The 12,655-nt window shown below is 74.3% G+C and carries 10 protein-coding genes and 1 pseudogene; 2 read left to right on the top strand and 9 right to left on the bottom strand.

What is annotated here, in order from left to right:
- Positions 1 to 25: 25 nt before the first annotated feature.
- Together ACWD0J_RS31070 and ACWD0J_RS31075 are read right to left on the bottom strand one after the other, a co-directional pair.
- Positions 26 to 1,996: a GTP-binding protein gene (locus tag ACWD0J_RS31070; RefSeq protein ID WP_451499170.1), complete on the bottom strand. Its 1,971-nt coding sequence runs from the start codon at positions 1,994 to 1,996 to the stop codon at positions 26 to 28.
- A gap of 142 nt (positions 1,997 to 2,138) precedes the next feature.
- Entirely contained in the window at positions 2,139 to 2,738 is a 600-nt protein-coding gene (locus ACWD0J_RS31075; protein ID WP_451499171.1) for a GNAT family N-acetyltransferase, read from the bottom strand.
- A gap of 219 nt (positions 2,739 to 2,957) precedes the next feature.
- Here ACWD0J_RS31075 and ACWD0J_RS31080 point away from each other — a divergent pair, with 219 nt between their 5' ends.
- Positions 2,958 to 4,148: an XdhC family protein gene (locus ACWD0J_RS31080; RefSeq protein WP_451499172.1), complete on the top strand. Its 1,191-nt coding sequence runs from the start codon at positions 2,958 to 2,960 to the stop codon at positions 4,146 to 4,148.
- A gap of 74 nt (positions 4,149 to 4,222) precedes the next feature.
- Here the strand turns inward: ACWD0J_RS31080 and ACWD0J_RS31085 are convergent, their stop codons facing one another.
- Positions 4,223 to 4,723 (bottom strand): metallophosphoesterase family protein, encoded by a 501-nt coding sequence (locus tag ACWD0J_RS31085; protein WP_451499173.1) that lies wholly within the window; start codon positions 4,721 to 4,723, stop codon positions 4,223 to 4,225.
- A gap of 401 nt (positions 4,724 to 5,124) precedes the next feature.
- Here ACWD0J_RS31085 and ACWD0J_RS31090 point away from each other — a divergent pair, with 401 nt between their 5' ends.
- The gene (locus ACWD0J_RS31090) at positions 5,125 to 7,071 is read left to right on the top strand and encodes a glycosyltransferase family 2 protein (protein ID WP_451499174.1); all 1,947 of its coding nucleotides are present in this window, start codon (positions 5,125 to 5,127) and stop codon (positions 7,069 to 7,071) included.
- A 300-nt stretch (positions 7,072 to 7,371) separates the two neighbouring features.
- Here the strand turns inward: ACWD0J_RS31090 and ACWD0J_RS31095 are convergent, their stop codons facing one another.
- The 6 genes and pseudogenes from ACWD0J_RS31095 to ACWD0J_RS31120 form a co-directional block, all read right to left on the bottom strand.
- The gene (locus tag ACWD0J_RS31095; protein ID WP_451499175.1) at positions 7,372 to 8,175 is read right to left on the bottom strand and encodes a class I SAM-dependent methyltransferase; all 804 of its coding nucleotides are present in this window, start codon (positions 8,173 to 8,175) and stop codon (positions 7,372 to 7,374) included.
- Positions 8,172 to 8,714 carry a hypothetical protein gene (locus tag ACWD0J_RS31100; protein ID WP_451499176.1) on the bottom strand — a complete coding sequence of 181 codons (543 nt, stop codon included), beginning with the start codon at positions 8,712 to 8,714 and terminating at the stop codon, positions 8,172 to 8,174. The genes ACWD0J_RS31095 and ACWD0J_RS31100 overlap by 4 nt, the downstream gene beginning before the upstream one ends.
- A 113-nt stretch (positions 8,715 to 8,827) precedes the next feature.
- A pseudogene (locus ACWD0J_RS31105) lies at positions 8,828 to 9,097 on the bottom strand (sugar phosphate nucleotidyltransferase); the annotation flags it as partial.
- Between the two features lie 79 nt (positions 9,098 to 9,176).
- The gene (locus tag ACWD0J_RS31110; protein ID WP_451499177.1) at positions 9,177 to 9,356 is read right to left on the bottom strand and encodes a hypothetical protein; all 180 of its coding nucleotides are present in this window, start codon (positions 9,354 to 9,356) and stop codon (positions 9,177 to 9,179) included.
- Between the two features lie 234 nt (positions 9,357 to 9,590).
- Positions 9,591 to 10,010, bottom strand: coding sequence for a CBS domain-containing protein (locus tag ACWD0J_RS31115; RefSeq protein WP_451499178.1), 420 nt, complete (start codon positions 10,008 to 10,010; stop codon positions 9,591 to 9,593).
- A 58-nt stretch (positions 10,011 to 10,068) separates the two neighbouring features.
- Positions 10,069 to 12,525 (bottom strand): SpoIIE family protein phosphatase, encoded by a 2,457-nt coding sequence (locus ACWD0J_RS31120; protein WP_451499179.1) that lies wholly within the window; start codon positions 12,523 to 12,525, stop codon positions 10,069 to 10,071.
- Positions 12,526 to 12,655: the final 130 nt, after the last annotated feature.

Genomic DNA, 12,655 nt, shown 5'->3' on the forward strand with positions numbered 1-12,655 from the left:
AGTTTCTGCTTTCCGGCGCGGGCCCTCACCCGCCCGCCCGGCGCGCCACGTTCAGCAGGTACTCCTTGCGGTTCAGCGGGTTGTGGTCCGTGCGCGGCCGGCTCGGGAGCGTGCCGCGGGTGACGGGCGCGTAGTGGTCGAAGCCGCTCTCCAGTTCCCCCTCGCCCCGGGTGAGCCCCGGCAGCCGCTGCTCCAGCGCGTGCACCCGGTCCGCCGGAACCACGCCTTCCAGTACGCAGCTGCCGCCCCTGGTCCCGGTGGTCCGCGGTACGGCCCGCAGCGCGGCCAGCACCGGCAGCAGGGCGCCGAGGGTGTCCGCCGGGGCCTCGACGCGGAAGCGGTGCATCGGCTCGTGCACCTGCGTGCCCGCGCGCCGCAGTGCCTCGACGAGGACCAGCGGGGTCAGGCCGCGGAAGTCCGCGCCGGTGCTGGACATGCTCTTGTCGAAGCCCTGGTGGGCGTGGCTCTGCCGGGGCCAGTAGCCGCAGTGGGTCATGGTCACCGTGCAGTCGGTGACCTGCCAGCCGTGCAGTCCCTGGCCGAGGGTGTCGCGCACGGTGTCCTCCACGGCCTTGAAGAACGCATACGGCATGGAGCCGAGCTCCACCTCCAGCCGGAAGTCCGCCCCCGCCCCGGCCGGGGCCGGGTCGACGCGCAGGCCGACGGTCGCGAGGAAGGGGTGGGCGTCCTTCTCGCCGACCTCGACCGCGCCGCCCGTTCCGGCGGGGCGCTCGACGCACAGGGGCGTGGTCTCCCGGAAGGCGACGTCGAGGCCGAAGTCCTCGGCGAGGGTGGCCTGGAGGACCTCCTTCTGCACTTCCCCGTAGAGGGAGACGGAGGTCTCCTGCCGGAGCTCGTCGTGCCGCAGGCCGATCAGCGGGTCCTGTTCGGCGAGCCGGGTGAGCGCCAGGTGCAGGGCCCGCCGGTCCGTGCCCGGCCCGGGGACGACGACCGTCTCCAGGGTGGGCGGCGCGAAGAAGTGGCCGTCGGCCGTGCGGGGTTCACCCAGCGCGTCACCGATCCGGATGTCGGCGAGGCCCCACAGCCGGGCGATCCGGCCCGCGCGGACCGTGTCCCGGCGCACGTCCGTGCCGTGGTCGAAGACGCTGATCGCGGTGACCCGGCCTTCCGCACGGGCGTCCGCGAACAGGACGCGGTCGCGGACACGGAGGGTGCCGGAGAACATCCGCGCGTACGCGATCTTCTCCCCCGCCGGGCCGCGCTCGACCTTGAACACGGTGCCGGAGACCGGCCCTTCGGGTTCGCCGCCCGCGGCGGGCAGCAGTTCCCTGATCCCGGTGACCAGCTCGGGCACGCCCGCGCCCGTGACGGCGGAGCCGAAGTACACGGGGTGCACCAGGGTCCGCCGGGTTCGGGAGGCGAGGGCGGCTCGAAGCCGGGCGTCGGAGAGGGTGCCCTCGACGTAGGCGGAGAGCAGGTCGTCGTCCTGCCCGGCGAGGACGTCGAGTGCGGCCGGGCCGAGAGCGGATGTGAAGCGGGCGTCGCGGGTGCCGAGTCCTTCGGTCGTTCCCATCGGGACGACGGCCGCCCCCAGCCGTTCGCCGAGCGCCCGCAGGACACCCTCGTGGCGGGCGCCCCGCCGGTCGATCTTGTTGACGAAGACGAGCGTGGGGATGCGCAGGCGTCGCAGGGTCCGCATGAGCACCCGGGTCTGCGCCTGCACGCCCTCCACGGCCGAGACGACCAGCACGGCCCCGTCGAGGACGCCGAGCACCCGCTCCACCTCGGCGATGAAGTCCGGGTGGCCCGGTGTGTCGATGAGGTTGACGGTCACGTCGTCGATCGCGAACGAGACGACGGCGGACTTGATGGTGATGCCGCGCCGGCGCTCCAGCGCGAGGGTGTCGGTCTGCGTGTTCCCGGCGTCGACGCTGCCGATCTCGTCGATCACACCGGCCGAGTGCAGCAGCCGCTCGGTCAGGCTCGTCTTACCCGCGTCGACATGCGCGAGGATGCCCAGGTTGAGTACGTGCACGAAGCGTCATGTCCTTTGGAGTGGGGGTCGTTCCTTCCGAGGGGGACATGAACGGTGCTCGCATTGCTGCTCCTGGATCGTGCGGCGACAAGGTCACCCCGAGTGCACCAGCTCCGGGGGCACGACGGCAACGGATTAACGCTCAACCGGTGGTGCCGGGGCGGATCGGCCGGCGCAGGTCCAGTCGCATCAGGACCCGGGGGTGACCGGAGAGCACCGAGGTGGTGTCGGCGGCGTGGACGAACCCGGCGCGTTCGAAGTTCCTGCGGATCCCGGCGTAGGCCATCGTCAGGTCGACCTTCGCGTCGCCGTTGTCGAGGGGATACGCCTCGACCGCCGGTGCGCCGTGGGCGCGGGCGAAGCCGACCGCGCCGGCGATCGGGGCGTGCGAGATCCCCTGCCCGCGGTGACCGGGGCGGACCCGGATGCACCACAGCGACCAGACCGGCGCGCCGTCGACGTGCGGGATCCTGCGGCTGCGTGCGAAGGAGGTGTCCGAACGCGGCGCCACAGCGGCCCAGCCGACCGGCTCGTCACCGTCGTAGGCGAGCACCCCGGGAGGGGGGCCGGTGCGGCACAGCTCGGCGACGTAGGCGCCGCGGGCCGGACCACGCAGCTCGTTGTTGAGCCGGGACGGGATCCGGTGGCTCAGGCACCAGCAGACGGTGGCTCCGGGTGACTTGGGGCCGAGCAGAGCACGGACGTCCTCGAAGACCGAAGCCGGACGCACCTCGATGGTCATGGCACCACGATGGCACGGCGTGCGGGGCGACGCCGCTCGTGCCCGGGAATACGACGGCCTGCCGTCCGTACCGCACCCGGCGGTACGCGGTCGAAGCCGGCACGGGGGCCGGGCAGACTGGCACGGGGGTACCCGGCCCGGTGAGCGGGTGAGGCGATGAGCCCGTTCCGGCCGGGGCGGGGCCCGGGGCCGAGGTGGCTGCCGCGAAAGGAGCGGATCATGCGTGACCTTCTCCCGGTGCTGAGCGGCTGGTACGCGGCCCGGACGCCCTTCGGGCTGGCCACGGTGGTCGAGGTCAGCCGCAGCGCGCCGCGCGACGCGGGTGCGGCCATGGCCGTCGGCCCGGACGACGAGGTCGTGGGCAGTGTGTCGGGGGGCTGTGTCGAGGGGGCGGTCCTCGCGCTCGCCCAGGAGGTGGTGGCGAGCGGGGAAGCCCGTCTGGAGCGCTTCGGGTACAGCGACGAGGACGCCTTCGCGGTCGGGCTGACCTGCGGCGGCGAGATCACCCTGCTGGTGCGGCCGGTGACCGCGCGGACCGACCCGTCCTTCGGCGCGGTCGCCGAGTCGGTCGCCGCGGGCCGTCCGGTGACCGTCGCGACGGTGACCGACGGGCCGGCGCCGCGCGGCGCCACGCTCGCTGTGTGGCCCGACCGGGTCGCCGGCACGCTCGGCACACCCGGAACGCTCGGCACACCCGGCACGCTCGGCACGCTCGGCACGGACGGCCTGGATGCGGCCGTCACCGCCGACGCGCGCGGCGAACTCGCCGTCGGTGCCACAGGGCTGCGCCACTACGGACCGCACGGCGAGCGCCGCGCGGACACGGTCACCGTCTTCCTGCACTCCTTCGCTCCCCCGCCGCGCATGCTGGTCTTCGGCGCGATCGACTACGCCGCCGCGGTCGCCCGGATCGGCGGCTTCCTCGGCTACCGGGTCACGGTGTGCGACGCCCGGCCGGTCTTCGCCACGCCGAAGCGCTTCCCGCACGGTGTGGAGGTGGTCGTGGACTGGCCGCACCGCTACCTGCGCGACACGGACACCGACGGGCGGACGGTGATCTGCGTGCTCACCCACGACCCGAAGTTCGACGTGCCGCTGCTGGAGGAGGCCCTGCGCCGGCCGGCCGCGTACATCGGGGCGATGGGCAGCCGCCGGACGCACGACGACCGCAGGACACGGCTGGCCGAGGCCGGCCTCACCGAGGCCGAGCTGTCCCGGCTGCGCTCCCCGGTCGGCCTCGACCTCGGCGCCCGTACCCCCGAGGAGGTCGCGGTGTCCGTCGCCGCCGAGATCGTCGCGCTGCGCTGGGGCGGCAGCGGCGTCCCCCTGACCAGGACGGCGGGGGCGATCCACCCGGCCGGCTCCTCAAGGACGCCGGTGCCCGGGACACCGCCGTCCCCGCCGCGGTGAGGACGGTGTCCCGGGGCCTTCCCGAACGCCTGCCGCGCCAGGGCCGGCAGCGGATCAGCCGTACGGGTGGTGCGTCATCGCGGCGGCAGCGGGTGGAGGGTCACGTCGGTGAGCCGGCCGTCGGTCACGGCCGCGGTCATGTAGGTGCGGTGGGGCTGGCGGCGGCGGTCGGTCGGGGAGCCGGGGTTGAGCAGACGCAGGCCGGTGGGCGCGGTGGTGTCCCAGGGGATGTGGCTGTGCCCGAAGACCAGCACGTCGGCGTCGGGGAAGCGGGCGGCGCAGCGCGCCTCGCGCCCCTGGGCGGGGCCCGTCTCGTGGACGACGGCGAAGCGCAGGCCCTCAAGCTCCGTGTACGCGACCTCGGGCAGCCGGGCGCGCAGCGGCGGCCCGTCGTTGTTGCCGTACACGGCGACGAGTCTGCGGCTGCGGCTCTCCAGCAGGTCGAGGGTGGCCGTGTCGACCCAGTCACCGGCGTGGAACACGACGTCGGCGTGCGGGAGTTCGGCGAGCAGGGGCGCGGGGAGTTCCTTGGCGCGCTTGGGCAGGTGGGTGTCGGACATCAGCAGCAGACGCACAGGGTCAGCCTAGGCGGACCGGAGCGGTCACGGCTCGCGGCCTGCCCGCGCCACACCGGCAACTCGCCGTGCGTCGCCGCGTCCTAGGGGCCGGGCGCCACCGGGCAGCTGGACGACGTCCGGGTCGAGGAGCCCTCACCACCGTCACCACCGTTCGCCTGTCGCGGCACGCGGTGTCCCAAGGCCCCTCAGCCCAGGCCGGGTTGGCGCCGGCACGGTCTGGGCCGCCGTTCCGCTGCCCGATCCCCGGATCCACCGGACCGTGCCGCACGCCCGGCCGGAACACGGCGGGCGCCTGTCGGGGGCCGGAGACGGCCGGCGCACCCGGTGGCGTTAGCATCGGCCCACGCGCAGCAGCTCATGTCGCACGCGGCCAGCGATCCAAGGGGGCCCGGAGACCGATGCCGGTCAAGGTCAGCGTCATCGTTCCCGTCTACAACCCGGGGATCTACATCGAGGACTGCATCGCCTCACTGCTGAGGCAGTCGCTGCCTCCCGACGAGTACGAGATGGTCTTCGTCGACGACGGCTCCACCGACGCGACCCCCGCCCGGCTCGACGCTCTTGCCGCCGGGAACCCGCGGGTGAAGGTGATCCACCAGGAGCCCTCCGGCTGGTCGGGCAAGCCCCGCAACGTCGGCATCGCCGCCTCCGAGGGCGAGTACGTCATGTTCGTCGACAACGACGACTACCTCGGCGACGAGGCCCTGGAGCGGATGTACGACTACGGGGTGGCCAACGGCGCCGACGTGGTCGTCGGCAAGATGGCCGGCAAGGGCCGTGGCGTGCCGGTGGAACTGTTCCGCCGCAATCATCCGCGCGCGAGCGTCGAGAACGCCCCGCTGATCGACAGCCTCACCCCGCACAAGATGTTCCGCCGGGCGTTCCTCGACCGCATCGGGCTGCGCTTCCCCGAGGGCCGGCGGCGGCTGGAGGACCACGTCTTCGTCACCGAGGCGTTCCTGCGCGCGGACAACGTCTCGGTGCTCAGCGACTACGTCTGCTACTACCACCTCAAACGGGACGACGCCTCCAACGCGGGCTTCCAGCGCTTCGACCCGGTCGGCTACTTCAAGAACCTGCGCGAGGCCCTCGACGTCGTCGAGCGGTACACCGCGCCGGGCGCCCTGCGGGACCGGCTCCACCGGCGCTGGCTGCGCATCGAGATGGTCGAGCGGATGCGCGGCCGGCGTCTGCTGGCCGCGCCCGAGGACTACCGCAGGGAGCTCTTCGAGGAGATCCGCGGTGTCGTCGTGGAGCGGTTCGGCCCCGGTGTCGCGGCCGGGCTGCCACTGACCCAGCGGGTCATCGCCCAGCTGATCGCCGCCGACCGGTTCGACGACCTGGTGGCCTTCGCCGAGTGGGAGGCGTCCGTCGCCCTGCGCGCCGAGCCCGGGGACATCCGGTGGGAGGACGGCACGCTGAAGATCGGCCTGACCGCCGAGTACACGGTCGCCGGGCAGCCGATGACGTTCCCGTCCGGCCGGGCCGGCACCGCGTCCGCCGATCCGCCGCGGGACGCGGCCGAGGCGATCGTCCGGGTGAGCGCCGATACCGTCGACCAGTTCGGGAAGGCCACGGCGGACCTGCTGCTGCGGGAACGCGTCAGCTCCGCGCAGTACTTCCAGCCGGTGGAGTTCACCCGGGAGGCCGTCCCGGTGGCGGACGGCGACGGCGTCCGGCTGGTGCTGCGGGCCACGGCCACCGTCGACCCCGCCACCGCGGCCGGCGGCACCCCGGCGGGCGCCGGCCTGTGGGACGCCCTGGTCCGGGTCAAGCTGGGCGGCTGGACCAAGGAGTGCCGGCTCGGGCCGGTCCCCCGCAAGGGGGCCACGGCCGCCGCCGCCGGTGTGGTGGCAGGCCGGGTGGTGCTGCCGTACTGGACCGTCCACGGTCATCTCGCGCTGGACGTCGACCGCGCGACCAAGCGCCTGGGACTCTCCGGACTCAGGCCCGAGCACGTCACCGTCACCGGCGACCGGCTGCGCGCCCCCCTGCCGCTGTACGTGCCCGGCGACACCGAGGTGCTGCTGCGGCTCACCGGCCAGACCTCCGCGGACGTTCCCGGCACCCTGTCCCCCGACGGCCCCGGGGCGCGGCTGGAGGCGGCCCTGCCCGCCGGCGGCCTCGGCGGCGGGGTCCGGCGGGTCGCGTTGTGCCCGGCGCCGGAGGCGGACGAGCCGCGTTTCCTCGCGCTGCCGGTCGCGCTGCGCGCCGGGGCGGGCGGGGTACGGGTGGTGCGCCCGCCCGGGCCCGGTGCCGTACGACGGCTGGCGGGCCGGGCACGGCGGGTGCTCGGCCGGGTCCGTGCGAAGGCGGCGGCCCGGGTCACGGCGTGGAAGGCGTGAGCGCCTCCGGCTGCCGGGCACGGCGGGCGCCGGGCCCGGGAAGCCGGCCGAGGTCCTTCCGCGGTCATGCCTCGGTCTCCGGGGGACCTCCTCGGCGATCCGCTGGTCCTCGCCGGCGCCGGGCGGGCCCCGTCGGCGCGGCGGACAGCGCCCCCTGAGCGCCGCGTCGTCGGCCCGAGAGCCGCCGCCGCTGCCCCCGGAGGACGCCGAGGCGTCGTCGCTCGCTCGGGCGGAGCGGTCCGGTGCTCGCGCCGGACCGGACCTGCTCCGCCTCCTGCGAGGGCCTGTGCGGCCCGGGTCTCAGCGGCTGACGGAGAGCTGCTCCAGCGCCTTGCGCAGCGGCTCCCAGCCGCGGGAACGGCGGACGCCCAGATTGCGGGCCCGCACCAGCGGGCGCCAGAACGGCGCCTCCACCAGGGTCTCGGGCGTCACCGCCTGCACCCGCTCCAGGATCGCCTCGGGCACCTTCTGCGGGTCGGGCACCTTGAACTCGGCGATGATCTCGTCGTACCTGTCGTGCAGCACGGTGTTGTCCGGGTCGGCGCCGAAGACGACGAGCTGACCGGTGGGCTGCGTGTCGACCAGGACGGTGACCAGGTCCGGGCGGTAGCGGTTGAGGATCTCCACGACCTTGTAGACGTCACCGGTCCAGGCTCCGGTGTGCCGGTCGCGGGCGGCCTCGTCGATGTTGCGCGGCAGCATGTCGTCGAGGACGATCACGCTCGCCCAGTCGGAGTGCTTCTCCACGTTCATGAAGTCGCGCAGCGCGTACTCGAACAGGTGCATGCCGTCGATGAACGACAGGTCGAGGGTGGTGCCCCGCCAGTAGCCGATCGGGCTGCGCCCGCGGCGCAGGTTGCGGACGGGGTGGCGACCGCCCTTCAGGTGGGCGAGCGGATTCTCCCGGGCGAAGAAGTCGTCACTGGTGGCCTTCACCAGGTGGACGTCGCAGCGGATCTCGGTGACCACCTTGAAGGCGGGGTCGATGGCGATGCTGGGGACACGGGACAACGTCAGGCTGCGACCGTCGTTGACACCGATCTCCAGGTAGTTGCGGTTGGCGCTGGCCTTGTGCAGCGACCGCAGGAACTCATGGCGTTTCACGCAGGGGACTCCTTGCGGATCCGGGAAGGGACTTCTGGCGGGGCACAACGCCCGTCACGCAGCGGTGGCAGGCCCGGTTGCTGCCGGCGGCCGTGCGCTGGGGCGCTGTGGGCGGGTGGGAGCGCGGGCCGGGCACCGGCCGCGCTGCCGACGGGACGCACCCGGTCCGGCCGGGCCGCGCGGTGCCGGAACACCTCGCGGGCCAGGTGGGACCGGGTGGGCTCGCCGGAGTGGGTGGCGCGCAGGACACCGCTCGCGTCCCGGCCGGCTCGGGGGCGACGTCGGCGCTCCACGTCGGCTGCCCGCGCCGGTCGTCGGCCGGCGTCGGCCGTCAACTCACCGACGGGGCGGGCGTCGTGGAGGTCACTCGGCACGAACTCCGGCCGGGGACGGCCGAGTCCGGGGTCGCCGGGGGTGCCGGCGCGGACGAGCTCGTCCAGCACCGCGATGCGGGGGGCATCGGGCCCGCCGGACGCGAGGGGCGTACGGACGTTGGCGGAGCCGATGAGCCCGGCGGCACCGGTGACGAGAAGGTTCATGAAGGGATCGGCACCTTGCTGTCGTCGCCCGGGACGGGACGGTGCACGCCGGGCACGCCGGGTGCCCGGCTGAGGACGCCGGCCAGGGCGAGGGCACCGCAAACAGGTTCGGGGGACTCCACCAGGCCGGCAGCCCGTCCCTCCGGGCCGCGTTCGCAGGTGAGGATCAGGCCGGACGTCGCTCCGTCGGCCACGGCCTCCCGGATCTCCGTGGCGGTGTCCCCCACGATCATGCCCGCGTCGGTGGCACCGGGCGCGGCGACGGACTCCGGGCCGTGGACGCGGACAGCCTTGTCAGCCACTGGTGGCAGTGGGTCGGCCGAGGTGTGCGTGATCGGCCTCAACCGTGTCCCGGCGTCGCCGGACAGCACGAGTGCCTTCATCTGCTTCACCATAGTGCGTCACCGGGGCAACGGACCATGGAGAACGGGCAGCTCGTTGGTCAAGACGGCGAGAAAAGGATCAGTCCTCGCCCCGGAAGATGTTCCCCTCGGTGCCGGTCTGCGCCGTCCGCGGCGCGTTCCCGTCCTCGACCGCCGGAAGGCAGGTGCGCAGGGCGCGGGCGCCACGCAGGCGGCGGGCCCTGGACCAGCCCGTCTCGGGCCGGCGGACAACGGGTTGGTCACTGATCTGCGCGGTCACGGCACTTCATCTTCCTTCTGCGTCCCGTCGTGCCCTCGGCCCGCTGCGGACCGGGGCGGCTCACGTTCGATGAGGTGTCCTTCCGGGTCCCCGGCGGTGCACCGGGCAAACGGGACGGTCCGGGGCGGCCGGCGCCGGCCTGGTGGGACCGGCCGGACCGGCGCGCCCCGGACCACGGCCGGGGGGCGGCGTGGACCAGGGCGCTCATCCGGCGGGCCCGGCCGCGGGTTCCGCTCAGGTGTTGGGCCGGGCCGCGCTGATGTCGCCCAGGGCGGAGTCCGGGTCGCGTTCCATGGCCAGGTCGGCGAGGGCCACGATGCCGACGGGGTGGCCGCTCTCGACGACCGGGAGCCGGCGTACGGCATGCTCGCGCATGAGTTCGATCGCGTGGTCCACGTCGTCCTCGGGGGCCACGGTGACCAGGTCGTCGCTGCACGCGCCGGCGACGGTGGTCTGCTCCGGGTCGCCGCCCTCGGCGAGGGCGCGCACCACGAGGTCACGGTCGGTGACCAGGCCGCGCAGCTGGTCGCCGTCGGCGACCAGGACGGCGCCGAGGTCCTGGTCGCGCATGATCCGGGCGACGGCGGTCACGGAGGTCTGCGGTTCCACGGTGACCGGGGCGCTGGTCATGATGTCGCTGACGTGCTGAGTCATGACGTACCTCGCTTCTAGGGGATTCTCGGTCCCGGGTACCCCGTTGCGCGGGCCGTGCTCATTCCAGGGGCGTGATCTCGCTCCACACCTGCTTGCCGCCGCTGACGGGCACGGTCCCCCAGGCCGACGACATGGCCTCGACGAGGAGGATGCCGCGTCCGCCGGTGGCCTCCCAGCCGATGCTGGTGGGCTTGACGGGGGTGCGCGGCGAGGAGTCGGCGACGGCGACCCGCAGCCGGTGGTTGATCCGGGTCAGGTCGAGACGGACCCGGCCGTCGGTGTGCACGAGGGCGTTGGTGACGAGTTCGGAGACGACGAGGAGGACGGCGTCCACGGCGTCGTCCGCGACGCCCCAGGCGCGCAGGGTGCGGCGGGTGAAGCGGCGGGCGTGCCCGACGGCCTGGGGGACGCGCCACACCGTCCAGCTCTCGCGCTGCGGGCGGGAGGCCATGCCGTCGTAGCGCAGCAGGAGCAGGGCGACGTCGTCGCTGCGGCGGGCGTTGCCGAGCAGGGCGTCGGCCACGAGTCCGAGGTGGGCGGGGTCCGAGACGGCCAGGCCGTGGGCGAAGCGGTCCATGCCCTGGTCGATGTCGGCCTCGACGGACTCGACCAGGCCGTCCGTGGTCAGGGCGATGACCGTACCGGGCTGGAGCCGCAGCGGGCTCATCGGGAAGTCGGCCTGGGTGACCACGCCGAGCGGTGGTCCGCCCTCCGCCTCGGCGATCTCCGTGCTGCCGTCCGGGTGACGCAGCACCGGCGGCAGGTGGCCGGCCCGCACACACCAGGCGGAGCCCTCCTCCAGGTCGACGTCGACATAGGCGCAGGTGGCGAAGAGGTCGGTCTCCAGGTCGGTGAGCAGGCGGTTGGCGCGCGAGACCACCACGTCGGGCGGGTGTCCCTCGACGGCGTAGGCACGCAGCGCGGTGCGCATCTGCCCCATCAGGGTGGCGGCGCCCGCGCTGTGGCCCTGGACGTCGCCGATGACCAGGCCGACGTGGTTGTCGGGCAGCGGGATCACGTCGTACCAGTCGCCGCCCAGCTCCAGACCGGCCGTGCTCGGCAGATACCGGGCGACGGCGACCGCGCCGGGCAGTGGGGGCAGGCGGCGGGGCAGCAGCTGGCGCTGGAGCATGCCGACGAGTTCGTGTTCGGCGTCGAAGGCGTGGGCGCGCATCAGGGCCTGTCCGGCGAGGCCGGCGGAGGCGGTGAGCAGGGCTCGTTCGTCGGGGCCGAAGTCGTGCGGGGCGTCCCAGCCGATCAGGCAGGCGCCGGCCATGCGGCCCGCGGCGGGCAGCGGCAGGACGGCGAGGCCGCCGGGGCCGACGTCGGCGAGGGCGGGCTCCAGGACGGTGCCGGCGGGCCAGATCTGGGAACGTCCCTCGCGCAGGGCGGCGGCGAGCGTGGGCATGGTGCGCACGGGCGCGTCGGGCCACTCGGAGCGCCATTCCAGGCGCCACAGCTCGGGCCAGGCCTCCGGTTCGGGCGGGTCGAGGACGGTGACGACGAGCCGGTCGTTCTCCAGCTCGGCCAGCGCGATCCGGTCGGCCTGGAGCGGGCCGCGCAGGGCGGAGACGACGGCCTGGCTGACGTCCCGTACGGTGCCGGCGATGGCGAGGGCGGCGGCCAGGCGCTGCACCCGGGCCACGTCGGTGACGTCGGAGCGCAGCTTGGAGGCGTCGCCGACCGTGCCCACGAGCCGTGCCGGCTGCCCCTCGCCTCCCGGCAGGAGACGTCCGCGCAGCCTGATCCATCTGGGCGGACCGGAGGGCTGGAGCACCCGGAACTCCAGCTCCCGGTCGCCGATGGACATGTGGTCGGCCTCGACCACGGACATCAGTGAGGGCAGATCCTCCGGCACGGTCAGCCCGAGCAGGGTCTCGACCTTGCCGTCGAAGGCGTCGGGGCTGAGGCCGAACAGCTCCAGGATGTCGTCGCCGACCTCCACCCGGCCGCTGTCCATGGCGAGGCTGAAGGCGCCCGCCGCCAGCTCGTCGCCCTCGGCGGGCCGGGACGGGACGGGGGCGGCCACGGCGTCGGTGATCAGTTCGAGGCAGGCCCGCTCGTCGGGGCCGAATCCGGCCGGCTCCTCGCTCACGGCGAGCAGACAGGCACCGCCGCCGTCGCCGGAGGCGGGCAGGGCCGCCAGGAAGAACTGCCGCGAGAGCGCCCGACGGGCCTCCGGGCACGCGGCGAGCTCCCGCGGTCCGAGCCAGAGCGGCCGTCCGGTGCGCAGCACGTCGGCCGCCGGGGAGCGGCCGGAGCGGGGGTAGCTGTCGCGCAGCCCGTACAGCGTCCGGGGCACACCCGCGGACTCGACCAGACACAGCGGGTCACCGCCCTCGCCGGGCGCGTACACGGCGGCGAAGGTCGCCCGGGCGAAGACGAGCACCTGTTCGAGAACGCGGCGCAGCCTTTCGGGTGATTCGGGACCGCCTGTGAGCGTTTTGAGGGCAACTTCGGCACGCGGCATTCGCGTTCCGCGTCCCGCAGCGCCCTCACTGACCACGTTGGCCATTACAGCGCGTATGGGGCACCCGCGCAGCCCCTGTGACCGTTCGGCGCAGCCGCGGCGTGCCCGGGAGCGGGGGCGCGGCGGCCCGGGAGCGGGGGCGCGGCGGACTTCATCGTGCCCGGGCATCCGGGAG

Source organism: Streptomyces sp. NPDC003011 (assembly GCF_053591515.1).

What these genes read in the sequence shown, in the direction of transcription:
- ACWD0J_RS31080 (WP_451499172.1), top strand. Translation starts at nt 2,958, where the DNA reads ATGCGTGACCTTCTCCCGGTGCTGAGCGGCTGGTACGCGGCCCGGACG.
- ACWD0J_RS31115 (WP_451499178.1), bottom strand. Translation starts at nt 10,010, where the DNA reads ATGACTCAGCACGTCAGCGACATCATGACCAGCGCCCCGGTCACCGTG.
- ACWD0J_RS31120 (WP_451499179.1), bottom strand. Translation starts at nt 12,525, where the DNA reads ATGGCCAACGTGGTCAGTGAGGGCGCTGCGGGACGCGGAACGCGAATG.
- ACWD0J_RS31090 (WP_451499174.1), top strand. Translation starts at nt 5,125, where the DNA reads ATGCCGGTCAAGGTCAGCGTCATCGTTCCCGTCTACAACCCGGGGATC.
- ACWD0J_RS31100 (WP_451499176.1), bottom strand. Translation starts at nt 8,714, where the DNA reads ATGAACCTTCTCGTCACCGGTGCCGCCGGGCTCATCGGCTCCGCCAAC.
- ACWD0J_RS31075 (WP_451499171.1), bottom strand. Translation starts at nt 2,738, where the DNA reads ATGACCATCGAGGTGCGTCCGGCTTCGGTCTTCGAGGACGTCCGTGCT.